This is a genomic window from Citricoccus nitrophenolicus, from assembly GCF_047305825.1.
In the GTDB taxonomy this organism is placed as follows: domain Bacteria; phylum Actinomycetota; class Actinomycetes; order Actinomycetales; family Micrococcaceae; genus Citricoccus; species Citricoccus nitrophenolicus.
In genome coordinates, this window is the sequence record NZ_CP063070.1 from 1,805,752 (window position 1) to 1,830,880 (window position 25,129).

The following is a 25,129-nucleotide window of genomic DNA, read 5'->3' on the forward strand; positions in this document are numbered from 1 at the left end:
GGGCTCGGCTTGGGACCGCACTAAATCTATGGTGGAGGGGTGCAGATTCGGCGGGTGAAGACGGCCTCGGGGGCCACAGCGGTGCAGCTGGTGCAGTACCGCAACGGGCGCCGCGAGATCCTCGAGCACCTCGGCTCAGCCCACGACGATGGTGAGCTGGCGCTCCTGGAGCACCTGGCCCTGGAGCGGGTTGCCGCCGGCCAGCCAGCCTTCGATCTCGACGGACTGGTGCCGGCCCCGGCCCCACCGCGGGCCAAGACGAAGAAGCCGAAGCCAGCCCCGGTCGTGGTCGGTAGTGCCCGGACGGTGGGGTCCCGGCCCCGGCTGCTCTGGGAAGTCCTCGGGACGGTCTATGACCGGATCGGCTTCCACCAGGCCATTGATTCGGAAGTGTTCCGATCGTTGGTGTTGGGCCGGGTGATCTCCCCGGCTTCGAAGACGGCCACGCTGCGGATGCTGGCCGAGATGGACGTGGCCGAGGTCCCCGGCGAGGCCACGATGTGGCGCCACCTGGCCCGACATCAGCAATCCAAGTGGCGGGACGCCGCGTGCACCACCGCCTACGGGTTCGCTGCCGGAGACGGGGCCGTGAGCGTCTGCTTGTACGACGTGACCACCCTGTATTTCGAGACCGACGAGGAGGACGAGACCCGCAAGGTCGGCTTCTCCAAGGAACGACGCGTCGACCCGCAGATCGTCATCGGCCTGCTGGTCGACAAGACAGGGTTCCCGCTGGAGATCCACTGCTTCGAAGGTTCCAAGGCCGAGACGCTGACCTTGATCCCGGTGCTGGATGCCTTCCGGACCCGCCACCAGGTCACAGACATGCTGGTCGTGGCCGATGCCGGGATGCTCTCCAGGGCCAACCTTGAGGCCCTGGAGGAAGCCGGGTACCAGTACATCGTCGGGTCCAGGACCTCGAAGGCACCCTACGATCTGGCCGAGCGACTGGCCATGGGGAACAACTTCACCGACGGGCAGGTCCTGGAAGCCACCACCGAACTCAAGCGCGGGGTCGTCTCCTCCCGACGCAGGGCCGTCTGGCAGTACCGGCTGGCCCGGGAACACCGCGACCGGCGGACCCAGACCCTACAGCTACAGCGCGCTGAGGACATCGCTGCCGGGCGCAAGCAGCCGCGCAAGGCACGGTTCCTCACCGGTGGTGGACCCAAATCGTTGAAGGTCGACTACGAGGCCGCCCGTGCTGCCGAGCAGCTCTTCGGACTCAAGGGGTATATCACCTCGGCGCCGATGGAGGTGCTCTCCGGGGCCGAGGTGGTGGCCGCGTATCACTCGTTGTTCGAGGTCGAGGCCTCGTTCCGGATGGCGAAGTCCGATCTGAGGGCCCGGCCGATCTTCCATCGGACCCGGGAATCGATCGAAGCGCACCTGACCATGGTGTTCTGCGCCCTGGCCGTAGGCCGCTACATCCAGACGGCCACGGGGATGAGCATCAAGAAGGTCGTCCAGACCCTGCAACCACTACGCGAGGCCGTGTTGCAGGTCCGCGGGGAGACCATCGCCGTTCCCGCCGCCCTTACTGCTGATGCCCAAGCGATTCTCGAGGCACTGCAGATCAATCCGGCTGAGATCGGACCGCACTAACGGTGATAGAAGTCAGGTTGAACAAGCAGATCGAGAAAGCCGAGAAGGTCGCCAACGGACAACGGCCGATCAAGCGGGACCGGTTCGTGAAGCTCGCCGGGAAGAAACCCGGTGTCGACTGGGCCCTGGTCGAACGCGCCCGCCAGCTCCTGGGCCTGAAAGGCTATGTGTCAAACATCAGTCCCGAAGTGTTGGACGGGCCTGCCGTGGTGGCCGCGTACCACTCGTTGTGGCAGGTCGAGAAGTCCTTCCGGATGGCCAAGAGTGATATCCGGGCCCGGCCGATGTTCCACCACCAGCGTGATTCCATCGAAGCGCACCTGACCGTGGTGATCTGCGCCCTGGCCGTGGCCCGCCACCTGCAGGAAGCCACCGGTATCAGCATCAAGAAGCTCGTCCAGACACTCAGGCCCCTGCGGACGGTCATCATCGACGTCAACGGCCACGAACTCACCGCCGCCCCGGCCATCGACGCCGACACCCAGAAAATCCTCGACCAGATCAGCTCCCACACAGGGCACTAAGAGTGGCACGAGTCAGGCCAAAGGGGCCTCCGGGGTGCCAGGGAAATCAGGACTCGAGGAACGAACCAATTCGGAAGCGAAGACCATCGTCTGCAAACCGGAGCAGATCGAGTAAAATCAACGACTTTGTGCCCTCCTGCAACCAGTCGCGCCTCAGCGGATTTGCGCCGCATCGGCGAACTCAAGACGCCCGGCGCGGGGACGCTGTGCCGTCGGATCATCCGGCTTAGGCGCATGGCCGACATTGATAGCCACTAGGGTCCGCCAGCCGTTCTCCGCATGGAAAACCGAATCAACGCCGGCCGGATCCAAACCGTTCATCGGCCCAACCTGCAAGCCATGCGCGCGAAGCCCGACCAGTAGATAACCGACCTGGATCAAGCCGTTCATGCGTCCCATTGAATGGCGAACGTCCTCCTCGTCTTCGAACTGCTCCTGCATTCCTTCTCTGAATGGCGCAAGGTGGGTCATGTGCTCGTGCCAACGAGGATCATAAGATGCGATCAATGTCAGGGGGGCCTCCAAGGTCTTCTGGCGGTTGGCCTCTCCAAGGTGAGGCACCAGCAGCTCGCGAGCAGAAGCAGAATCGACCACTGTCAGGCGCAGTGGCTGGATATTCATGGCGGTCGGAGCCCATCGAATGGTCTCATAGACTCTCTGAATCATCGCGGGTGAAACTGGGTCTTCGACGAACGTATTGGTGGTATGGGCTTTCTCGAACAAGCCGTCCAGAGCGACGGTATCCAATGCCATAAACTGTGTTGCTGTCACGAATTACTCCTCGAAATTAAATGTCCGTGTAAAAGTAGTTATGGACTGGAGAATAAATGGTCATATATTTGCAAGTTATAAAATTATACTTCCGAATAAATCGAAACCTTATATTGGTAGAGTGTAGTAATGGCTGCGATGATGCTCGACGCCCAAAATGTTACGCGTAGGCGATAAGCGCCATTTGGACACCCTCCCTGTCCTGCATATTGTGAGTGGAATCTAACCCCGGAGCCGCTCTCCTTTCGGATCATAGAAAGGACGCCGCGAAACTGTCGCCGCATACAACTTTCCCTTGCATCGAACTTCGAAATTCCCCGCGAGATCTGCATTGGGGTCGATGGCAGCGATTCCGACTGCTCGGCCCAATGTGTGGCCATAGCTACCACTCGTCATACGACCGACCTTTTCGCCGTCGCAGTAAACCGTCTCATCGTGCACAAACATGGGTTCAGGATCATCTAGGGAAACATATACAGTCCGGTGCTTTAGCGCCGTCGATTCAAGGTTCGAAAGGGCTTCCCTTCCGATGAATCCGCTCGGTTTGTCCATCGCTACCGTGAAGCGGAGACCCGCGGAGAAGGGGTCGTCAGCCGGACCTATGTCGTGACCCAGATGCCGGAACCCCTTCTCACTGCGCAGGGAATCCAAAGCATGATAACCAGCCATCTTAACACCGAGATCCTGTCCGGCCGTCCAGAGCGAATCAAAGACATTCAGGGCCAAGTCAGCACTTGGATATAGTTCGTAACCCAGTTCACCCACGAAGCTCACGCGGAGGCTATAGGCATAGCCGTCAGCGAGTTCGGCCGTACGGCCATGGGTATAAGGTTGCGCCTTATCAGACCAATCCTCCGGGGAAATTCTTTTGAGGAGCTCCCGGCTCTTGGGTCCCATAACTCCGATGGTGGCCAGCGCTGCCGTGCAATCGAATACGGCCGAAGCCTTACCCTTCGCGATTCGATTGAGATAAGCCCCCGTTTTCTGTTGACTAAACGAGGGTGTAACGACAAGGAACCGATCGCTGGCGAGGCGTGTGATGGTGCCGTCCATCTCGATACCGCCCCTAGTATTCAGGAAAAGCGTATAGACCGCCTTATCAATTTCTACGTCCACGTTCGCTGTTGAGGCCAACTGGCAGACTTCCAAAGCATCGGGCCCGGCTACTTCAAACTTCGCGAACGGACTGAGATCAAAGAGTGCAACCCCTTCACGTACAGCTTGATGCTCTTCGGCGACACGATTGAACCAGGCAGCCCGTCCAAAGCTGTAGTCGTAGACAGGCGAAGTCCCCGGCTCTCCGTACCAGTTTGCTCGTTCTCCACCATTGACTTCACCGAAACATGCGCCGAGCTCAACTAATCGGGAATGGAGGGGCGAGCGCCGGACATTGCGTGCCGTCCCCATCTGTAGATTTGGCCAGTGCATGGCGTAGAGCCGACCGAGCCCTTCTCGAGTCCGCGCCTTCAGATATCGTCGGTTGTTTTGATGGGGGGAGAAACGTTGCACATCAACTGACGACGCGTCGAATTGCGGCGCGCCCGAAATGACCCACTCAGCCATTTCCTTACCAACCCCAGGTGCAAAAATGATCCCCTGGGAATTGAAACCTGCCGCGACGAACAGGTTGCTGACCGTGGAAGCTTCCCCGAGTGCGAAGTTCGCATCGGGAGTAAAACTCTCGGGCGCGTTGAGGAACCTGTCATACCCGGTTGTTGAAAGCTTCGGAACTGTAGCCTCAGCCATAGTACGGATGGCAGCAAAATGCTCCCAGTCCGGCTCGAACTCTACGAAACCTCCAGCAGGAATTTCCGCCATAGGGCGCGGCACTCCGTCAGGTTCAAATGCCCCAACCAACAGGCGCCCTGCTTCGTGACGAATGTAGTAGCTGTTATCGAGATCCCGAAGCACAGGCAGCTCGGACGAGATCCCGTCCATCTTCCCGGAACGAACATGAACGTGCTCGGCTGCATACAGTGGAACTTCCACTCCCGCAGTAGCCGCGAGATCGCGGGTCCACAGCCCACAAGCCAGAATCACTCGGTCACAGATGACGGTTCCTCGGTCGGTGAGCACGCCAGTAACATGATCATCGTCCAGTAATACCTGCCCGACGGTAACGTTTTCGCGCACCTGGACCCCAAGACAATGGGCGAGCTTGGCAAAAGCTATGGTCGCATGACCAGGGTTGATGTGGCCGTCGTCAGGGAGCAGAAGCGATCCAAGGACTCCGGCAGGATTAGCCAGCGGCCATGCTTCCTTGAAGCGATCCTCTGTAAGCCATTCTGTCCTAACCCCCTGCTGGTCGGCGACGTCTTTCGCATAGAGAAGTTCGTCGACGCGACCAGCGGTTCTGGCGACACTCAACGAACCTGACCCCTGGAAGGAGACATCAAGACCCGACAACTCTTCGAGGCGACTGTAAAGATCTAAGCTGTACTTCGCTAACTTAGTCATGGCCGTGGATCCGCGAGCTCCAGTGACAAGGCCGGCAGCGTGCCACGAAGTCCCGCTACCGAGAACGTTGCTCTCCAGCAACAAGACATCCTTCTCACCAGCAACTGCAAGATGGTAAGCAATGCTCGCACCTACGATGCCACCACCGACGACGACAGTTCCCGCTCGCAGTGGCAAGGAGTCGTTGGAGGAATTTGTGAATGTCCTTGCACCAATAGTGCGGTCAACAAGTCGGTCCATGGGAGCCTCGTTTCAGTTCTAAGGGATGCCCTGTCCTGAGCAGGATAAAAATGACTATTTGAAAACGACAGTGCGGTGACCGCTAATCAGAACCCGCTGTTCTGCATGCCACTGAACGGCACGAGCCAATGCCAGCCGTTCGGCATCTTGGCCGCTCACCGCCAGTTGGGCTGCTGTGTAGTCGTGCCGTACACGGATCACTTCCTGCTCGATGATCGGTCCTTCATCGAGTTCTGCGGTCACGTAGTGCGCCGTAGCACCGACGAGTTTGACCCCTCGATCGAATGCCTGATGGTAAGGCTTAGCGCCCTTAAAACCGGGTAGAAAAGAATGATGAATGTTGATTGCCTTACCGTATAAATCACGGCACAAGCTGTCGCTCAGTACTTGCATATACCGGGCCAAAACTGTCAAGTCCACCTGGTACTCGGCGAGAAGGGCTAGCAATTCTTCCTCTGCACCCTGTTTGGTTTCAGGCGTCACAGGGATATGGAAGAAGGGGATGCTGTGAGCTTCCGCCACCGGCTGAAGAGTCTTATGGTTCGAGGCAATGAATGGGATCTCAATTTTCAACTGATCGGATCGCCACCGGAAAAGTAGGTCGTTGAGACAATGTCCAGCTTTAGAGACTAAGAGAGCAACTCTCGGTCGGACTGCCGCGTCCACTATCGACCATGACATCCCATGGGCAGCAGCGGTTGCCCGGAATGCAATTTCGATATCTTCAACAGATATCGCAGAAGGGTATGACGCTTGCACTCGCATAAAAAAATACTTATCGGATTCGTCATCGAACTGCTGGCTGGATAGGATGTTGCATCCATGAGACACCAAGAACCCCGTGACAGCATGGACAATTCCCATTCTGTCTGGACACGTTAGTGAAAGTATCATCTGGCGTTCGTGAGTCTGGTTCATGATCCTAGAAAAGTTGTCGTCTTTGGTCGATTGAGAAAATTTTTCACGTATCTGTCGACCTGGCATCTAATTAAGTCGCTAGCTCGTCCCGCGAGATGCATTGTGTTCGGCAGCTTGGCTAGCCTTTTGAATGTTAGAAACGGTGTATTAGTTAACCGCGCCCGGAGTATTAACAATTGAGTCTGTTGAAGAACCTGCATTCCATGTAGTGGCCTGCTGTTAGCCGAAGCTGATTCTGTGCCCGGCAAAATCTGACCGGCACGCGTCCCTGGGATTGCAACTTCACGATGGTGCGCCGACAGTTCTCGTGTCGTGATTCACCACTGAGTGAATGACGCGGTCAGCGGCTCTTTCTCCACTTCGAAGGGCGCCTTCCATGAGCCCTGTAAACTCAGGGTCAGCGTATTCACCGGCGAAGAAAATATTACCCACTGGACGCTCGAGGACCTCGGAATAGTCATGGCTGGCACCCGGAGCGTATGCGGCGTAGGCACCACGCGACAGAGGATCGTCTCTCCAGACTGTGACGATGGCGCTCGAGTCCTCGAAGTCCAAATCTGGCCGAATGTCTTTTGCCTTTACCGACCAAGCACTAAAGTCGTTCTCGCTACCGGCCGCCAAATCTATTGCATTGCGAGAGCCCATGAACGATGTAAGCATCGGCGTGGCAGCTCCGGAAGCATCAAGGGCGGTCCAGGTCCAGAATCGATCGCGGACTGACATGACTGCACTCGTTTTCGGAACCGACTGGAGCGGCAGATGGAGTTTCGCTGCATCACCTTGGAGCACATGCTCCAGAGCACTAATTTTCCAATCGGGTAGAGGCATGTCGAGGGAACTCGGGTCGCGAACCAACGCCAAAGGCAGAGCTACCACTACAGCATCGAATCGGGTGTTTCCGGTCTTGGACTCAACGACCAGTCCTCTACTCGTTTCGCGAACAGCATGCACGAAGTCGCCGTATCGGATCGGTTCGTCTAGACGGTCCGCTAAAGCGTTGGGAAGTCTCTGATTGCCGCCTTCAATCCGCCAGCTCGGAAGCGGCTCGAAAGAAGCAATGTGTTTGAGTGTCTCGGCGCTGACTTCGCTCGAAGCTACCGCGGCTGAGATCTCGATTCTTGCTCTAAGGGCATCAACCAGCTGGTCGTTGCGATTCAAACGCCTCAAAACATCCTCGGCGGAGGGTGGGGAATTGAATGTCCTTGCGATGTTGAATGCTTCCCTTCCAGCAGAAACAACATCATTGGTGGTGATATCAGACGTATCGGCCAATTCCCGAACGTAATAACTCATGCCGGTGTCGATCAGAGACAGGCCCGTGAGATCCAACAGCCGCTGCGTCGTAGAGTATCCGGTAAGGATGAACTCTGCACCGCGTTCAACGACGCATGGGGGGGCTCCACCTTCAGCCATATCCACGGACCATACTCGTCCGCCAACCCGGTTGCGGGCTTCGTAAACGGTCACGTCGAGACCAGATGCATTCAGCTTGGTCGCAGCTGCCAACCCTGCGAGTCCACCGCCAAGAACAGCAACTCTGACGCTTCTTCGGACATGATTCATGGCAATTCAGTCACAATTGTTAATGCTTGATGGAAGGTCGTTGGCGCCCCCAAGGGTAGGCCAGGCTGACTCATTGCGCCAGTCATAAGTCGATACTGTTTCGACGACCATAAATATCATCCCCTTGAGTTTGCTTCCCTGCGTTCGCTTAGCTTACCGATGGCGTGATTGGCTGCAAATAGTACAAACGTAATATTTTCAACCGTGTTCGGTACGGGAGTACTACTCCCGAGGGTGAAGGTTCTAGAATCGCACCATGGATGATCCACCATTGACGATGGCCGACCTTATTAGCCTGAAGAGTCTAGATATTCGCGTTCTCGCGGGAAGCAATGGTCTTGGTCGGGAAGTGCTTTGGGCACACAGTTGTGAGTTGAGCGATCCAGAGCGTTGGCTTGGCCCACATGAGCTTCTCATGACAGTAGGATTAGGCCTTCCTGAGACTCCGGAGGAGCAACGCGCTTTCATCGCAAATCTCGACGAAACCGGTCTATGCGGTGTGGTGCTGGGCGACCATGCGCCTCTCCCTGTTCTGCACCCACAATTGTATGAAGAGGCAAATAAGCGCTCATTCCCCGTTCTGCTGACTGGATCCAGCACTCCGTTCGCCGCCATCGGTCGAACTGTTGCAGCAGCTGCGGCTAGCGCTCAAACCATCCAGGTCCTTCAGCTCAGCAAGCTTTACCAGCTGTCCGCTTACGCCCACACGGATCCAAACCGGATGTTGTCTGACTTGGAGACATTATTCAGTGTGCGTCTCAGGGTATTTGATGTCCTGACAGGCCTCGTCATGCTTGAAGGAGCCTCATCGGTGCCAATGCCAGACTCTGCGAGGGAGCGATCCTACGTACTTCCAGGCGGTAGTGGCGTCAGTCTCTCGATAATTGAGCACGCCGAAGAGGAGATTAGTAGTTTTCTGCTGATCCACCTCCTCCAGGTGGTTGATGTTGCTCTGAGCCGGATATTGCCTTCTATCCGTAGCCGGGCCGAGCGCTCAGCTCAAACGTTTGCGGCCGTTCTTGAAGGGCGGCCTCCCGCTGATATCGAACAAATCCTAGGTCTCGGTGGTGATTCCAATGGGTACCAAGTCGTAGCCGTTTCGGCAGAGGATGGAGATCGGGTAGCCCGGGCGGCATCTATAAAAAATCTGCCAGTGTTATGCGCCTCCGGACATAGTTCTTCCCTAATTTTGATGTCGGTAGGTATGCAGGTTGAAGTTCGTCAATTTCTGACGGAGCTCGATATCCAAGGTGGGGCGTCATCATCGTATGTGGACTTGCGAGATATCAAAGTCGCCGCAGACGAAGCGCTGAAGGTATTCCTGTCTGCAGGACCCCACCAATTATGGAAGGAGTTCGAAGGAGTCTCAGTATCGTTGCTCGCTCGTTCTCACAAGGAGGCGTCAGCCGTAGTGGAGCTAGTCCTCGGTGATCTTGCTAAGACAGACCCGAGGAATTCTAAGTTGCGCGAGACTCTATTCTCGTACCTCACCAACGATCGTCGCGCTACCGAAACTGCGGTATCACTGGGGATCCATAGGCAAACGTTGGTCTATAGAATGACCAAGATCAGTGAGATTACGGGGCGAGATATTGGTTCGTCAGCCGATCTCGCAGCTTTTTGGCTTGCCTTCCAAGCGTGGACATCTTATAAATCTATTGCTGACTAGGCCCGGTTCGGTTCGGTGGGAATTGCATTTCAGCGTTCGGCTTTGGGTCCCACAATTGTGGACACGACGTCTGCATCCGCGGACAGCAGGGAGTTGATGGTCAAGTCCCTTGTAGTGGTGTAGCGGTCTGATCCTTCGTTGGTGTTATTAGGCGCTGAGTTCGAGTGTGGTTTCCGGTTCGGTGGTCACCTCGTTTCCGGTGTCGTGGGACTGCTGCACGAATAGGTGACATCTGATCTGTGACGCCGTGAGGCGTTGCTGGAAGGATGTACACCGTGCCCAAGCCCCATCCGCAGGAGTTCCGCGACGACGTCGTGAACGTCGCCCGCAACCGTGAACCTGGCCAGACCATCAAGTAGATCGCTTCCGACTTCGGCATCGCCGAGTCCTGCCTGCGTAACTGGATGCGCCGGGCCGACATCGAGAACGGCTCGAAGTCCGGAACGACCGCCGCAGAGAACGCGGAACTGCGCGAGGCCAAGAAGCGCATCCGGTTGCTGGAGCAGGAGAACGAGGTGCTGCGCCGCGCCGCGGCCTACCTGTCGCAGGCCAACCTGCCGTCAAAAGGACGCTTCTATGCCGGGAGTCAAGCCATTCGCCTGCGTAGCTCCCGGTAGAGGGAGCGGCAGACGTAGCGTTTGAGGCAGCGCCTGATCTCCCGTTTCGAGAGGCCTTCGGAGCGTCGGCGTGTCACATAGTTGCGGGTGGGTTGGTCGTAGCTCATGCGGGTTCGGACGACGACGTCGACTGCGCGGTTGAGTTGGCGGTCGCCGGATCGGGAGAGCCGATGGCGGGTGGTGTTTCCCGACGATGCTGGCAACGGTGCTATTCCTCCAAGGGACGCGAAAGCGGCTTCAGATCGCACGCGGCCGTGGTGGGAGTACGCGGTGACGAGAATCGCGCCGGTGACTGCTCCGACTCCGGGAATGGTCTGCAGGCCGGGTGCGAGAGCTTCGGTGAGCTGGGCGAGGTGGCGGTGATTGTCTTGAAGGAGACGAGTTTGCTCGACAACGGTCTTGGCGAGCCGGCGCGCTTCTTCCCGGAACACCCGCGTGGTGGCATCGTCGCGTCCGGTCCGCCATCCGGCAATGGCTGCGACCTGGGTGTCTGTGAGCGGTTTGCGGGCGTCGACGGCCAGGTTCGTGCTGCGTAGCAGCGCGGTGAGTGCGTTCCGGTTGGCGGTGCGCTGCTGGTCCAGGAGGGAGCGAGCCGCAAGCAGTACCCGCAGGGCTGCTCGATCTCCGGTGCGGCGCGGTTGAGCGAGGCGGCGCAGGTCTTCGCCGATCACCACCCGCGCCGCGGCCTCGGCATCGATGGGATCCGACTTGCCCGTTCGGGCACGCGACGGTCGCGACAGTGGCCGGATCTCGGCCACCTCGATACCGGTGGCGGTCAGGGCTGCGGTGATGCCGGCACCGTAGGAGGAGGTTCCCTCGACGGCGGCCAGCACTGTCGTTCCTCGCGATCGTCGCCCGATCCAGCTGATCGCGCGGTCGAGCCCCGCGCTGCTGGTCGGGAACGTGCCGGTGTCGACGACGACACCGGTGCGCGTTTCGACGATGCAGTAGGTGTGAGAGCGGGCATGGGTGTCGATGCCGACAACGTGTTCGAAGTGTTCGGCGACTACAGGCATAGTGAGCTCCTTCGGGGTATCAGCACTGCGGCGGGCTGGCCCGGGGTCGCTCAGAGACACTTCTGTAATGAGTCACGCCGTGGGGGCGGACAGGCTTCTGATCAAGGCATCTGCGCGGACAGACCGAGCCGTAGTTCGACCGCGGACACGTCCTTTTAAAGACACCGCCACCGGGCGGGTCGGTTCTACCCGGAGTCACACGACCGAACTACGGCTCAGCCTCTCAGCCGGCCACAGGCCCGCCAGAAGCCATTACAGCTCTACCCGCTCGTGAAGGAGCTCGCCGCCGACGGGGTGCCCGTCACGGTGACGTGTCGGGTCCTGAAGCTCGCCCGCCAGCCCTACTACCGCTGGCTCGCCACCCCGGTTACCGGGCTCTTCACGCTTGAGCGTGGTGTCCTGCTCGAGGGTGGATTTGGGAGCGTCGGCGTGTCCGCCGGAAGCTCCGTCCCAGGATACGTGACTGGTAGTTGGTCTGGTTGCGGTAGCCACGCCCGGTGCGTTTGATCTGCTTGATGGCCGTGTTCGCGGCCTCGGTCCGGGCATTGGTGACCCGGGTGCGGATGAACACCTTGATCTCCACCCACCAGTTCGCCACCGTCAGCGAGAGCCTGTCGGCTTCTGGCAGGTCGGCGGCGGCGACGACCAGCTCGAAGTCGATCCTGGCGTTCTGGGCCTTGGCGATGCTCGGGGCGTTCAGGATCTGCCGGAGGTGTTCCTTGACCGCCCAGGCCGCGGCGACCTGCTCATAGGCGGGCTCGTCGAGGACGTCCCCGAGTCAGTGGAGTCCGGCCTCGGTGAGGCGGTCCCCGGCCCTCAGTAGCAGCATCCGGTGCGCCCACACGGCGTCCTGTTTCCGGCCCCGCCGTCCCAGCACCTCGCGGATTGCGCGTTGGCGTACGTCGGTGAGCATCTGGTTTCCGAGCTTGACCAGGTGGAAGTGGTCGACGCTGATGTCCACCGCGGGCAGCACCTGGCGGATCGCGTTGCGGAAGGTGGCCGAGGGATCGATCGCCACCACCTCCAACCGGTCCAGCCACGCCTGAGAGCGGGCCCGCAGCCAGGCGGTGACGTTGCGGGAGGACCGGCCGTCAACGACGCCGAGGACGTGGCCGGTGTTCGCGTCCACGAAGGTGCTCATCCAGGGCTCGACCCGGCACCACACCGCGGTGTCGGGGTTCTTGAACCACTTCGCGGTGGCGAACCGGTGCTCATCGATCCCCAGGGCCCGCACCGGCACCTGGTCCACCGTGGGCAGCTCGAGGGTCTGGTCCAGGACCGCGGTGTTCACGGTGCCCCAGGCGACCCCGTGGTCAGCGGCGACCTCGGCGGTGGCCCGCCCGGAGTCCAACACGGCCGCCACGACCGCTTCTTTCAGCCGTGTGGTGCACCGGGCCCGGGCCGGCAACTGCTCCGTGGCCTGGGTGAACGTCCTTCGTGGGCAAGCAGTCTCGGCGCACACGAAGCGCGGCTTGACGACGATCACCTCGAGGCAGGTGCCGCCGACGGGGATGTCCTTCACCGACTGACGGACCCGCTGATGCACCCGCCAGGAGAGCACCCCGCACCCCGGGCAGGCATCCTCGGTGGCATCGGCGGCCACCACGACCCGACGTCCGCCCAACGGCAGGTCGACGGCGTCGTGGACGGTGTAGTCGGCGAGGTTGAACACCACCGACGCTGCCAGGCGGACAGCCGGTTCGGCGGTGGCGTGGGCGCGCGGGGACAAGCGGTCGTGCGTAGTCTGGGACATGGCTCGTGTCCTTCGTGATCGAGGGCAGATTCTTCGCAAAATCCATCCTCAAGCAAGGGCACGAGCCCCTTGACTCACGACACCCCCACGCTCAACCGGGAAGAGCCGGTTACCGAGGCGGAACTGGCACAGGCCTACCGCGCCAACGCCCTGTTCGATGCCCACACCGACGACCGGGAGTTCGGCTACCGCTACCTGGTCGAGGAGGCCCGCGACGCCGGTGAACCGATGGCCGAGCGCACCGCCTGGCGGATCTGCTCAACCAACGGCTGGTGGCCTGCGTTCGGCAAGAAACGCGGCAAGAACGGCACCAAGCCCGGTCCGCCGGTCCACGACGACCTGTGCGCCTACCTCGACGAGCACGGCATGACCCGTCACCGGTTCACTGCCCAGGGGCCGAACGAGTTGTGGCTGTCCGACATCACCGAACACCGCACCGGTCAGGGCAAGCTCTACCTCTGCGCGATCAAGGACGTGTACTCCAACTGGATCGTGGGCTACTCCATCAGCGACCGGATGAAGTCCCGGCTCGCGGTCGCGGCGCTCAACAACGCCGTCGCCCGCCGTGGTGACGTGGCCGGCTGCGTGGTCCACACGGACCGGGGGTCTCAATTTCGGTCCCGGAAATTCGTGCGCGCCCTGCACCGCCACGCCATGGTCGGGTCCATGGGCCGGGTCGGCGCGGCCGGGGACAACGCCGCGATGGAGAGCTTCTTCGCGCTCCTGCAGAAGAACGTCCTGGACCGCCGTCCCTGGGCCACCCGCCAGGAACTGAGGCTCGCGATCATCACCTGGATCGAGCGGACCTACCACCGCCGCCGCCGGCAAGCAGCCCTGGGCCGATTGACCCCCATCGAATACGAGACCATCATGACCACAGCTGCCGCTCAGGCAGCCTGACCCACCCTGTCACCTATCGGTGCAGCAGTCCCCCTCGTGGACGGCGAGCGCCTCACCCGCCTCTTGATCCACTACGGCGTCGGCGTCCAGGTCAAGCGCACGGTCCAGATCGTGGAGATCGACGAGGACTTCTTCGAATAGTCCACCGCAGTCACCCCCTACCCGGATGACTCCGTCAACATTATGATGACGGCATGTCACAGGTGGACCCGACTGACGACCTCGAAGCCTTCATCAAAAGGGCTCTTCCCAGATGAGGGTGTAGGTCGGCCGGGCGCGTCGGTCCGCAGGTAGACGTCGAGGTCTCCCGACGATGGAGGTTCCTACGCCATCCGTCCGAAAGACCTCGACGTGCCGGACGCTACCCCGCCGGCCGGCTTCGGCCCCCTTGACCTGACCGCCTTCGCGTCTCATCCCAGTCGACCCTGATCGAGTCTGCTGACCCCCTCGACGAGAACGCAGCGACACATCACAGCCACCCGACCCCGACCGTCCGGGAAGCCGGGGCACGTCACATGGCCTGTGCTGCGGGCGTGTCGAGTGGGTCGTCCAGGGGCGACGCAGTAGCGTCGACGCGACGTGCTGAGAGGTGGTTCCAGTCGAGCGCTAGGACACCGGCTACAGGCATGGCGATAGGTCAGGAACGGCGTCGCTCCCTGCGCAGGAGGGAGCGCAGAGTCTCGGCGTTCGCGTAGCCGACCCGTAGCGCGATCTCGGCGGAGGTGAGGTCCGTGGTTGCTGAGAGGTGCCGAGCTCGTTCGATGCGAAGCCGTTGGACGAAGCCGAGCGGAGTGAGGTTGAGCGCCGCACGGACTCGTCGTTCGAGGGTGCGCCGGCTGGTGCCGAGCGACTGCGCGACGGAGGCGACGTTGAACGGTTCGTCCAGGCGGGCGCGCACGAAGCGTTCGAACTCGACGACGATCGGGTCCTCGTGCCGGAGATGTTCGTAGGCGACGAAAGCCGCCTGCGACGGACGCTCGTCGATGATGAGGAGCTTGGCGACATGTTGGGCCAGGTCGGGGCTGATCGATCGCACGAGTGAGAGCGCGAGGTCGATGTGGGCGAACGCGGCGCCGGCGGTGACGAGGTTCCCGTCGACCACGACCATGGTGTCGAGATCGAGGGCGACGGTCGGATAGCGCTTCAGGAACTCCGGCCCCAGGAACCAGCTGGTCGTCGCCCGCCGATGATGCATCCGTCCGGTCTCGGCGACAGCGAACACGCCGGTGCACGCCGCGGCGATCCGGGTGGTCGCCTCGTCGAGGCGCCCGAGCGAGGCGATGACCGAACGAGCATCTCGGCTCTGGAGGACGTCGTTGGTAGCGGCGGCCGTAAGGGTTCCAAGCGCAGGGACGACGACCACGTCGAACTCTGCGGACTCCGACAGCGGGTGGTCCACCGACAGGGTCATCGATGCCGTCGTGGTCACTCGCCGTTTCGGTCCGAGGATGGCGAGTTCGATCGGGTCGATCCGCGGGTCGACATCTCCGCGGGCTCCGTCGGCCACCCGCACGATGTCGATGATCGACGCGATAGCCGAACCGAAGCAGCCGTCGATCGCGATCAGTCCGATACGCATGACGTAAACAATAGCAATACTGCCGTATACGCCACTTCCCATCGGCCCTCGCTCGTCATACGCTGAACTCGTCCCACGAAGAACCCCGACGTCAAGGAGAGTCCCTCATGTCCACACCCGCATCACTTCCGTATGCCTTCGTCGCCAAGATCGTCGCGGCCGATGGACAGCACGACGCGCTCGCCGATCTGCTCGCCGGCGCTGTCGCACTCGCCAACGAAGAAGTAGGAACGATTGTCTGGTTCGCGGTCAGGACCCACGCCGACACCTTCTGGATCTTCGATGCATTCCCCGACGAGGCCGCTCGCGACGCCCACGCCAACGGCGCCATCGTCGCAGCCCTGATGGCCAACCAGCACCTCCTCGGCGCAGCACCCGAGATCCTGGCGGCCGACGTCCTCGCGTCCAAGCTCCCGTAGTCCGCCAACGCACGAGACGATCGCGCCCCGCCGAGCCGTCGCCAGGTCGCTCGGCAACGCCACGCTGCGTTGCCGAGCGGTGCGAGGCCTATCGGCACACGGACAGGATGCCGGCCGCGAGCGCTCAGCCGGCGAGGGGTCCGTCGCAGAGGAGAGCGACGTCGGTGTCTGGCAGAGCCGTGAGGCCAGCGCATCGCGCGACCACCAGAACCGAACCGCCTGTCGGAATCGAACGGACGACCTAATCACGTCGGCTTTGCGTCTATCGCTTGATGCGCCCACTGGGCGAACGAGCCGCTGACCTGCGCAAACGCCGAGCGTGGAGGACGCCGCCATCCGGTGGTGACCGACGACGACCGACCAGTACCGAGCGTTTCACCGGAGCTTGCGGCGGCGTCGAAGCCGAGCAAGCTCCATTCTTTTAGCTCACCGCGCCCTCCTCCTCGCCGGCCCCGTCGTCGGCGAAGACGTTTCAGGGGTCTTCTCAGATGACGGTGTAGGTCGGCCGGGCGTGTGAAGTCTCGGGACATCGTGGACGCTTCTGTCTCAGCACATCGTGCACAGTGTGTCTCATGACATCGTGGACAGTTCGGCGTCGTGTTGTCTTCGGGCATGGATTCGAACACTGTGCCTGCGGATGTGCGCTGGGCGATTGCGAACTGGCCCGAGAACGCTGATCGGGGTGAGGTGTCCCGATTCTGTGAGCGGCAGGGCATCAGCCGCTCGGTGTTCTACAAGATCCGCCGGCAGGCGGTGGAGCAGGGCCCGGTCGGGGCAACCGAACCGGGGTCACGACGGCCGCTGAAGAGCCCGCGGCGTACCGGCCCTGACGTGATCGAGCACGCCCTGGCCGTGCGGGCTTGGCTCGAAGGGCAGGGCTTGGACGCTGGCCCGTTGTCGGTCGTCGCGAGGATGAAGCGCCAGGGATTGGAACCACCGTCGAGGGCGACGCTCGCCAGGGCGTTCGCCGCAGCGGGGGTCTCGAAGCCAGAGCCGCGAAAGCGCCCGCGGGCGGCCAACCGGCGGTTCGTGTATCCAGCGCCGAACTGCTGCTGGCAGATCGACGCGTTCGCCTGGTCCCTGGCAGACGGGACCGCGGTCGCGATCCATCAGGTCATCGACGACAACACGCATAAGGCGGTGGCGACGCTCGTGGCTGAGGGCGAGACCGCCAAGGCGGCCCTGCAGGTGGTCTCGACCGCGGTTCGTCGCTGGGGCGTGCCGCAGCGGCTGCTCTCGGACAACGGGCTCGCGTTCAACCCGACCCGCCGGGGCTTCACCGGCAAGCTCGTGGAGTACCTGCAGGACCTGAGCGTCAAGCCGATCACCGGAAAACCAGGCCGGCCGACGACCCAGGGCAAGAACGAGCGGTTCCATCAGACGCTGCAGAAGTGGCTCAATGCTCGCACTCCGGCCAAGACGATCGAAGCCCTCCAAGTGTTGGTCGACGAGTTCGACGCGTACTACAACAACGAGCGTGTCCACCAAGCCCTGGACGGCAAGACGCCCAACGAGGTGTGGGCTGCCGCAGAGATCGCCCCGCCGCCGATGCCCGAGCCGCGCATGCCCACGATCCCGCCGTCAGCTGTCTCGGCCCAGACCGGCTACTTCACGCCAGGGCCCGCCTCCTCCGCCGCAATGGCGCCTACGACCGTACCGGTCACCCCGAGTCGAACCCGCCTCGCGCTGCACGCTGCCGAAGGCACTACGGACGTGAAAGTGCGCGGCAACGGGCAGGCCAAGGTCCTCAAATGCTGCTTCTATATATCGACCGCCAGGGCCGGCGAGATCGTCCACGTGATCTGGAACGAGTCGGTCGTCGAGTTCTTCGACGACAACGGCGAACACCTGGTCACCTACCCGCGCCCGACGGAGTCCGGCTGGTATTACGGCCCCCGCACGCCGACCGGGACCAAGATGCGCGAGGCTTCGACAACCCCATCCGTTGCGACGGTAGGCGCAACCCGCCGGATCATCTCTCGAGGCGGCTACGTCGGCGTTCTCGCGAACAAGTTCTACGCCGGCTACCACCGCAAGGGCGAGGAGATCACCATCGCCTGGACCGCGACCACGGTGACGCTCACCGCTGACGACGGAACGACAATCGCAACCTACGACAAACCGACTGCGATCCGCGGCTGGCACGGCCCCAACTGGAGCGGCAAGTCCACGAAGTCCTGAGACACCCGAACGTCCACGATGTGTTGAGACATGACTGTGCACGATGTCCCGAGACATCACACGCCCGGCCGACCTACACCCTCATCTGGGAAGAGCCATGAAAGCGCGTCCCAGACCTTCGACGAGGCGGCTTCCGCAGTCGGAAACGTCCGCAACAACGCCCCCGGAGTTCCTCGACCTCGGCGCCTAGGATCCCTCGTCGGGCAGGGTGTCCAGGGCGGCGGTGAGCTGGTCCTCGGCCGGGACCAGGCTCCGGTCGGCCGCCGGCAGCTGGTCGTAGGTGTAGGCGGAGACCGCCAGCGGTGACGTCGACCGGCCCAGCGCGTATCGGACTGTGTGGTCATTCTTGCTGCCGCAAATCAGTATCCCCACCGTTGGCGCGTGAGCCTCGCGTTTGAGCCGGTCATCAACCAACGCGACGTAGAAGTTCAACTTGCCGGCATACTCCGGTTGGAACTTGCCGGTCTTGAGCTCGATGACGAAGTAACGCAGCTGCTCGACGTGGAAGAACAACAGGTCGATGTAAAAGTCGTCCCCATCCACCTCGAGGTGCACCTGACGCCCCACGAACGCGAAGCCGTGCCCCAACTCCCTCAACGTCTCGGTGATCCGGTCCATCAGGGCTGTTCCAGGTCCCGCTCGGCGACAGCCCCGGACAGGCCCAGGAACTCGAAGGAATACGGGTCCTTGGCGACCTGCTGCGCCAACTCCGAATCCGGGGCCGCCAGATGGGTGCCGAAGTTCGACGGGGCGGTGCCGGAACGCTCCAGGGACCTGTTCATGATCATGTTCATCAGCACGTTGCGGGACCATCCGTGCTCCACGGCCGCAGCGGCATATCGGTCCCGCGCCGGCGCGGTGTCGAGCTTGTCCAGTAGGACCCGGACGTGGCCCCACGGCAAATGTCCCACAGGCTGTGGGACATTTGGGTCCCAGTCCGGCCATGCCGCAGCGAAGGCCCGCATGTAGAACAGGTTGCTGCGGGAAAAACCCGTCATCTGGGGGAACTCGGCGCGCAGGTCCTGGGCCAGTCGACCGATGACACCGCTACCCCAGCCCTGGTGTTGCTGCCGGGCCAGGATGTCTCGCCCGATTCTCCAGTAGAGCCAGAGCAGGCCCGTGTTGACCCGACGCAGAGTCTGCAACCGAGCGCCCCGGACATGCTCCTTCAATTCCCCCAAGAAGACTGGGTAGTCATCGGGCAGGGCGAGTTCAGCGGGTTTGCTCACGGCCCGAATCCTATTGCAACGCGTGGACTATCAGTGGTGACCCAGCAGGAGGGTGCCTGAGCCGGGCAGGGGCAGAGTGCTGTATAGCAGGGCCTTCTGGTCGAGTCGGTGTGGGAGACAGCTGGTTCGTCTAGCGCCGGTGACCGTCCCTATCGGCTCAGATTCATCCAGTCGGTCGTCGTACAGTTCTAGGAAGAACGCCAAAGAAGGGCGGCACAGGATATGGACTGTACAGAGAATGTAGGGCACATCATGCGAGCAGATTTCGATCCCAGTGAGATGTCGTCGCGCGACTTCTATCGGTTGTTGACGGCGGTGGTGGTCCCAAGGCCGATTGCCTGGGTATCTAGCACGTCCGGGACGGGCGTGGACAACCTTGCTCCGCATTCCTTCTACACGGTCGCGTCCGTGAGTCCTCCAATCGTCCAGTTCACCTCGGTTGGGGAGAAGGATTCTTTACGCAACATTCAGGCGCAAGGGGAGTTCGTCGTAAATCTCACCCCGGCTTGGCTGTTCGAGAAGGTCAACGCGACCGGCACCGACTTCCCGGCTGAGGTCAGTGAGTTCGACGCAGTGGGTCTGACTCGGGAATCGAGTGTCATGGTGCGTCCCCCGAGGGTCAAGGAATCACCGGTGGCGCTGGAGTGCCGGCTCCACCGGACGCTGCCGATGGGAGACTGTACTCTAGTGTTCGGAGAGGTCCGTTATGCCACGGTTTCGGCCGAGGTGCTGGACGGCTCCCATCCGCAGATGGACCTGTTGGAGCCGCTGGCCAGGCTGGGCCGCAACGAGTGGGGCACTACTGGCCCCATCCGAGAAATCCGCAGGATTCGGGCCGTGGACTGGCCGGGCCATTTCAAACGCAGGGGTGGCCAGGGTTCCTGAGCTCGTGACGATGAGGGGCGCCCGAGATCTTCCCGGACGCCCCTTGTTTGCGTGAACGGACTAGCCGATTCCCAGTTGCACGAACAGGAACCAGACCAGCAGCGGCACGACGCCGATCATGGCGATCGCCCACAGTAACAAGGCCCGGAAGAAGAGTCGCTCATCTTTGGGCTGGGCGCTGGCCATGAGTAGCGCTCCACTGGTGGACATCGGGCTGACGTCCACCACCGAGGAGCTGATGGCGATGGCGGTGATGACGCCGATCGGGCTCAGCAGCGGGTCTGCGGCGATCGGGGTGACGATCGGGCTGATCACCCCGAGGGTGCCGGTGGTGGAGGCGAAGGCTGAGACGATGCCCACCACGTAGCTGGTGATCAGTGCGGCCACGGAGCTGTTGCCCAGGCTGGCGATGCCGGCCTGCAGCTCCTCCAGCGCCCCCATGGCTTCCAGCATCCCCACGTAGGTGACGATGCCGGTGACCAGAAGGATCGCCGACCACGGCATGCCCTCCACGGCCGGCTTCTGCACCGCCGGCTTCACACAGATGAGCACCAGGGCGATGATCAGGGAGGCGACCCCGACATCCAGGCCGAAGGCAGTGGTGAGCACCAGCAGGGCCGCCAGCCCGGCCAGAGTCAGGAGGCGCATGGGGGTCACGTCCACCTTGACGGGCCCCTCCACGGGCGGTGTCGGAGATGCCTTCGTGCGGGGTGCTGCGGTCAGAACACCGGTCTGAGAGCCGGCAGCTTCAACTTCCTCCTCTGGATTGTTCCGCGCGGTATCGGCAATGCGCGCGGCAGTGCTGGCACCTCCTGCAGGGCCTGGGACCGGGACCGAGCCGTTGGCCCGGCCGTTGCGCCGGTTCATGATCGCCTGGACGACGGCGTAGGCGATCACAGCCAGGATCGCATTGAAGATGAAGCAGTAGATGTAGAGCTTCAGCGTGTCCTGGGCGCCCGCCCCCGCCTCGTCGAGCATCACGTTGGCCAGCACGCCGAAAGGATTGACCGGGGAGAACGCCCCGGCGTTGGCGCCCTGGACGATGACCAGGCCCATGGCCAGGGCGCTGATGCCGAACCGGGCGCCCAGGGCCAGGGCCACAGGAGCCACGATGGCGATGGCCGCCGGTGTGAACGCACCGGCCGAGGCCAGGACCGCGGTAAGGAGGAACATCAGCACCGGCACCAGGAGCCTGCGCTGCCCAGCCAACCGCTCGGCCCAGTAGGCCATCAGGTCAATGGTGCCGGTCACCCGCACGATGCCGAACAGCAGGGTGGCCCCGACCAGGATGAAGAACAGACCGGAGGGGAACTGGGCGATGACGTCCGCGATCGGCATGCCCGCGACCAGGGTGCCCACGACGAAGGCCGCGACCGCGGCTGCCAGGCCGGCGTTGACGCGTGTGAAGGACCCCAGGGCGAAGGCTGCGATCAATACCAGGAAAGCGATGAGTGACAAGGACATGGTTCCCCCTGCTTATTCGCGGCCGGCAGTGGCCGCGGTGTAGGCCCCGGACAGCAAGCCGCCGGCGCCGGTGATCGACGGGGCATGACCCAGTGCCTTGAGGATCTCGTAGGTAGTTGCCGTGGCCGCAGTGATCACCGGCAGACCCAGTTCGTCCTCGACCGTCTGAACGGCGGGCAGGGACGGCATCTGCACGCAGGCAGAGAGGATAATGGCGTCGGCCCCCTCGCGCTTAAGGTCCTGGGCGATCTCGGGCAGCTTATGCGGATCCAGAGCGCCGACAGCCAGGTTGTCGTCGACCTCAAGGCTGATGGCGTCGAGCACCTCGATGCCGGCTCCTTCGATGTACTCGCGCACCATCTGGGTCAACGGCAACATGTAGGGCGCCACCATGGCGATCTTCCGTGCACCCATTTCCTGAAGGGTGCGCACCAGCGCGCCCGCGCTGCTGGTGACCTCGGCGGGGTGGCCGTTCTCCCGCGCCGCGGTGGCAATGACCTCCTCGGAACCGGTGTGAGCGTTAGGGCCCTGGGCCATCACAGCCACCAGACAGGCGTAGGCAATCACGTCGACGTCGGCATCGGACACCGCTCGAGCGCAGTCACCGGCCTTGCCGACCATGGCCAGCAACTCTTCGCGGTTGACCTGCTTCAGGCCCGCCCTGGCGGAGTGGAAGGTGTACCGCTGCCCGGTGGCCTCGGACTGGCGGCGGAAGAGCTCGGGGAGCTCGGTCTCCATCGTGGTGTTGGAACTGGGAACGATCAGACCCACTCTGGTGGTGCGGGGAGCCTTGGGCTCGGGGGCGATCTCGGAGGTGGTGTCAGAAAGGCTCACAGATACTCCATTGAATCGATGCGAAGAGATAGTTACCCACTTTGTGGGATGCCAAACCAGTATGTGGGTGTCAGAATAGGAGTGTCAACCAGGTCACATTTTTTGGCCAGTCGTCTTCGGGCGAGATCGCCGGCGAACCGCAGTGGCTAGGCTGGGGGCGCTTATCGATACGGCCCAGCGGCAAGGAAGGCACAGTGTCAACGAAACAGTCCGCGGGAGCGGCACCCATCCTGGTGCTGCACAAGGTGGCAAGAATCCTCGACTGCTTCTCGGTCGAGGAGCCCGAGCCGTCCCTGCAACAGCTCATCCAGAAGACAGGGCTTCCCGCCAGCACATGCCAGCGGCTGGCCCAAAACATGGTGCGTGAGGGGTTCTTGGACCGCGACGGTGACCGGTACAGGATCGGGATCGGCCTCGTCCGGTGGGCCACCCCGGGCACCGTGGGCCTCGACTTTGTACGACTCGTACGGCCGATCTTGCAAGAGTTGCGCGACGATACCGGAGAGACGGCCTGCTTCTACATTCGGGACGGGGCGTTCCGCACCGTGGTGGCCGTCGCCGAGACCCGCCACGTAGTCATGCGGCCCTTCATGGTCGGCCAAGTAATGCCCATCCACGCCGGCGCTCCAGGCAAGATTTTCCTGGCCTACGACCCCGAGGCGTGGGACGCCCTCCAGGGCGCACCACTGACCAAGTTCGCCCCGGCCACCCCCGACAGCCTGAATACGCTTCAAGCACAGGCGGCCGCGGCTCACGATCAGGGCTACTATGCGGCGTTCGGCGAACGCCACGAGGACGTCGGATCCATCAGCGCCCCGGTCTTCGACCACGCAGGCCGGCTGGCCGGAGTGTTGGGGCTGGGCTTCCCTACGCAGCGAGTCGGTCCTGATCGCGTACCCGGACTGGGTACGGCAGTGGCACAGGCAGCCGCCGAAGCTAGCAATGCCCTAGGACACGTCCCCTGAGTCACCCGGAGAGGCTGTGGCACCTCCCCGGATGTGAGCACGAATCCCTGTAGATGAGTAAGACCCGACTTGGCTCAAAATTAGTGCCCTGACTGGCTGAGGCTTTTGAGGATGTCCTTGGCGTCCGGTGTCAGTGCGGCGGGAGCATCAGGGTCATGGCCACCATTGCTGAACTACTCGGCCTGTCGCGCCCGTCCTGCCTGCCGTTGCCCCTTCAAGGACTGGATGCAGGACAACGCACCCGCGTCACCGCGGTCATAAAAGAGCTCGGACTCGACCGCTGATCCAGGGCCCGGGCAGCTGAACAATCATGAAGACACCGATCGAATAACCCTTCTGCGGCCCTCGGACATCAATGGTGGTCCTCCTCGGAAACCAAGGTGGTCACCAGCAATGACTACGTGGCGCCAACGAGGGCCGGGCATGAACGGATGTGTAAGGGCGCGTATACCCTCTTACACGCCCTCGGGGTGTCACTTTCAGAACCCGACGGCACGCCCAGGCCAGTGATCTTGCGGGTAGTGCTGTCCACTTCTGAACTTCACCTGCTCAATAGTCCTGTGCGCTAACCGCGTGCTTAGTCCTGTTCTCGAAAGGGAGGCGGGAGCAGCAAAGGCCATCCACCAATTCCAAGGCGAATGGAACGAGCACAGCACCTCTGAGTTTCCCTGTCACATTGATCGGCCACGTCTCCCTCTGCGAGACGTAGAATAGATGACGGGTTATGTGACAGCTTCCTTGAACTTCGGACTGTGCGGACCTTCTGTCACGTAAACGATCGAATAAATGACAGCGGAGGTGCAGGGTGCTCGTCGGGTACATGCGAGTGTCGAAAGCTGACGGATCCCAGACCACCGACCTGCAACGCGATGCCCTCCTCGAAGCCGGCGTGAAGCCGAAGGCCCTGTACGAGGACAAGGCTTCCGGCAAGACCGACGAGCGCCCCCACCTCGCAGCCTGCCTGAAGGCGCTGCGGGACGGGGACACGCTGCTGGTGTGGAAGCTGGACCGGCTCGGGCGGGACCTGCGCCACCTGGTCAACATCGTCCATGACCTCACCGAGCGGGGCGTGGGCCTGAAGGTACTCACCGGTCAGGGCGCGGCGATCGACACCACCACCGCCTCGGGCAAGTTGGTGTTCGGGATCTTCGCCGCCCTGGCCGAGTTCGAACGCGAGCTGATCTCCGAACGCACCAAGGCCGGCCTGGCCTCGGCCCGGGCCAGGGGCCGCAAGGGCGGCCGGCCCTACAAGATGACCCCGGCCAAGATCCGCCTGGCGATGGCCTCGATGGGCAGGAAAGACACGAACGTCAGCGCGCTGTGCAAGGAACTGGGTATCACCCGCCAGACCCTCTACCGCCACGTCTCACCCACCGGGGAACTGCGCTCCGACGGGGAAAAGCTGCTCACTGGACACTAGATGCTCTTCGGTGGCGGAAGACGTCGTGCGATTCAGCCGGCCAGACGTTTCCGCACACGGTGAACCTGCGGCGCCCCTGGACCGAACGGGCGGTGGCTCCAACGGCGCTATCGAACAGGT

Annotated in this window: 18 protein-coding genes and 5 pseudogenes; 13 read left to right on the top strand and 10 right to left on the bottom strand. The window is 62.1% G+C overall.

The features are described from left to right. Positions 1–39 precede the first annotated feature (39 nt). Both IMT31_RS08270 and IMT31_RS08275 read left to right on the top strand, forming a co-directional pair. A complete protein-coding gene (locus IMT31_RS08270) occupies positions 40–1,605 on the top strand; it encodes an IS1634 family transposase (protein WP_413542412.1) in 1,566 nt (521 codons plus the stop codon). A 2-nt stretch (positions 1,606–1,607) separates the two neighbouring features. After that, entirely contained in the window at positions 1,608–2,129 is a 522-nt protein-coding gene (locus tag IMT31_RS08275; protein ID WP_413542413.1) for a transposase, read from the top strand. Between the two features lie 153 nt (positions 2,130–2,282). Here IMT31_RS08275 and IMT31_RS08280 read toward each other — a convergent pair whose 3' ends face one another. From IMT31_RS08280 to IMT31_RS08295, 4 genes are all read right to left on the bottom strand, one after another. Next, positions 2,283–2,900, bottom strand: a complete 618-nt coding sequence (locus IMT31_RS08280) for a malonic semialdehyde reductase (RefSeq protein WP_413542414.1) — start codon at positions 2,898–2,900, stop codon at positions 2,283–2,285. Positions 2,901–3,122: 222 nt separating this feature from the next. After that, positions 3,123–5,597 carry a GcvT family protein gene (locus IMT31_RS08285; RefSeq protein ID WP_413542415.1) on the bottom strand — a complete coding sequence of 825 codons (2,475 nt, stop codon included), beginning with the start codon at positions 5,595–5,597 and terminating at the stop codon, positions 3,123–3,125. 54 nt (positions 5,598–5,651) lie between these two features. Then, positions 5,652–6,515 carry a formyltetrahydrofolate deformylase gene (gene purU / locus IMT31_RS08290; RefSeq protein ID WP_413542416.1) on the bottom strand — a complete coding sequence of 288 codons (864 nt, stop codon included), beginning with the start codon at positions 6,513–6,515 and terminating at the stop codon, positions 5,652–5,654. 282 nt (positions 6,516–6,797) lie between these two features. After that, complete coding sequence (locus IMT31_RS08295; protein WP_413542417.1) at positions 6,798–8,078, bottom strand: flavin monoamine oxidase family protein; 1,281 nt, start codon at positions 8,076–8,078, stop codon at positions 6,798–6,800. 256 nt (positions 8,079–8,334) lie between these two features. On the opposite strand from IMT31_RS08295, the gene IMT31_RS08300 reads away from it, so the two are divergent. Together IMT31_RS08300 and IMT31_RS08305 are read left to right on the top strand one after the other, a co-directional pair. Then, positions 8,335–9,747, top strand: coding sequence for a PucR family transcriptional regulator (locus tag IMT31_RS08300; protein ID WP_413542418.1), 1,413 nt, complete (start codon positions 8,335–8,337; stop codon positions 9,745–9,747). A gap of 404 nt (positions 9,748–10,151) precedes the next feature. Further along, positions 10,152–10,364: a hypothetical protein gene (locus tag IMT31_RS08305; protein ID WP_413542419.1), complete on the top strand. Its 213-nt coding sequence runs from the start codon at positions 10,152–10,154 to the stop codon at positions 10,362–10,364. Here IMT31_RS08305 and IMT31_RS08310 read toward each other — a convergent pair. After that, on the bottom strand, positions 10,334–11,380 hold the full coding sequence (locus tag IMT31_RS08310; protein WP_083843325.1) for an IS110 family transposase: 1,047 nt from the start codon (positions 11,378–11,380) through the stop codon (positions 10,334–10,336). The genes IMT31_RS08305 and IMT31_RS08310 overlap by 31 nt on opposite strands. A gap of 249 nt (positions 11,381–11,629) precedes the next feature. On the opposite strand from IMT31_RS08310, the pseudogene IMT31_RS08315 reads away from it, so the two are divergent. Continuing rightward, positions 11,630–11,752: pseudogene (locus tag IMT31_RS08315) on the top strand (IS3 family transposase); the annotation flags it as partial. Positions 11,753–11,759: 7 nt separating this feature from the next. Here the strand turns inward: IMT31_RS08315 and IMT31_RS08320 are convergent. Next, positions 11,760–13,133 (bottom strand): annotated as a pseudogene (locus tag IMT31_RS08320) (ISL3 family transposase). Positions 13,134–13,229: 96 nt separating this feature from the next. Here IMT31_RS08320 and IMT31_RS08325 point away from each other — a divergent pair. Beyond that, a pseudogene (locus IMT31_RS08325) lies at positions 13,230–14,033 on the top strand (IS3 family transposase); the annotation flags it as partial. A 33-nt stretch (positions 14,034–14,066) separates the two neighbouring features. Beyond that, positions 14,067–14,174, top strand: a pseudogene (locus IMT31_RS08330) (restriction endonuclease); the annotation flags it as partial. Between the two features lie 496 nt (positions 14,175–14,670). On the opposite strand, the gene IMT31_RS08335 reads toward IMT31_RS08330, so the two are convergent. After that, positions 14,671–15,612 carry a GlxA family transcriptional regulator gene (locus IMT31_RS08335; RefSeq protein WP_413542420.1) on the bottom strand — a complete coding sequence of 314 codons (942 nt, stop codon included), beginning with the start codon at positions 15,610–15,612 and terminating at the stop codon, positions 14,671–14,673. A gap of 107 nt (positions 15,613–15,719) precedes the next feature. Between IMT31_RS08335 and IMT31_RS08340 the strand changes: the two genes are divergently transcribed. Continuing rightward, on the top strand, positions 15,720–16,031 hold the full coding sequence (locus IMT31_RS08340; RefSeq protein WP_003941073.1) for a putative quinol monooxygenase: 312 nt from the start codon (positions 15,720–15,722) through the stop codon (positions 16,029–16,031). Between the two features lie 612 nt (positions 16,032–16,643). Beyond that, a complete protein-coding gene (locus tag IMT31_RS08345) occupies positions 16,644–18,212 on the top strand; it encodes an integrase core domain-containing protein (RefSeq protein ID WP_413542421.1) in 1,569 nt (522 codons plus the stop codon). A gap of 186 nt (positions 18,213–18,398) precedes the next feature. Here the strand turns inward: IMT31_RS08345 and IMT31_RS08350 are convergent. Further along, a pseudogene (locus tag IMT31_RS08350) lies at positions 18,399–19,441 on the bottom strand (PDDEXK nuclease domain-containing protein). A gap of 252 nt (positions 19,442–19,693) precedes the next feature. Here IMT31_RS08350 and IMT31_RS08355 point away from each other — a divergent pair. After that, positions 19,694–20,326 carry a flavin reductase family protein gene (locus tag IMT31_RS08355; protein ID WP_413542422.1) on the top strand — a complete coding sequence of 211 codons (633 nt, stop codon included), beginning with the start codon at positions 19,694–19,696 and terminating at the stop codon, positions 20,324–20,326. A 60-nt stretch (positions 20,327–20,386) separates the two neighbouring features. On the opposite strand, the gene IMT31_RS08360 is transcribed toward IMT31_RS08355, so the two are convergent. Then, complete coding sequence (locus tag IMT31_RS08360) at positions 20,387–21,790, bottom strand: SLC13 family permease (protein WP_413542423.1); 1,404 nt, start codon at positions 21,788–21,790, stop codon at positions 20,387–20,389. Positions 21,791–21,802: 12 nt separating this feature from the next. After that, positions 21,803–22,624, bottom strand: coding sequence for an Asp/Glu racemase (locus IMT31_RS08365; protein ID WP_413542424.1), 822 nt, complete (start codon positions 22,622–22,624; stop codon positions 21,803–21,805). Positions 22,625–22,818: 194 nt separating this feature from the next. On the opposite strand from IMT31_RS08365, the gene IMT31_RS08370 reads away from it, so the two are divergent. The 3 genes from IMT31_RS08370 to IMT31_RS08380 all read left to right on the top strand — a co-directional run bounded on the left by IMT31_RS08370 (position 22,819) and on the right by IMT31_RS08380 (position 25,009). After that, a complete protein-coding gene (locus tag IMT31_RS08370; protein WP_413542425.1) occupies positions 22,819–23,589 on the top strand; it encodes an IclR family transcriptional regulator in 771 nt (256 codons plus the stop codon). 155 nt (positions 23,590–23,744) lie between these two features. Further along, positions 23,745–23,873: a hypothetical protein gene (locus IMT31_RS08375; RefSeq protein WP_413542426.1), complete on the top strand. Its 129-nt coding sequence runs from the start codon at positions 23,745–23,747 to the stop codon at positions 23,871–23,873. A gap of 521 nt (positions 23,874–24,394) precedes the next feature. Beyond that, the gene (locus IMT31_RS08380) at positions 24,395–25,009 is read left to right on the top strand and encodes a recombinase family protein (protein ID WP_413542427.1); all 615 of its coding nucleotides are present in this window, start codon (positions 24,395–24,397) and stop codon (positions 25,007–25,009) included. The last annotated feature ends 120 nt before the right edge of the window (positions 25,010–25,129 follow it).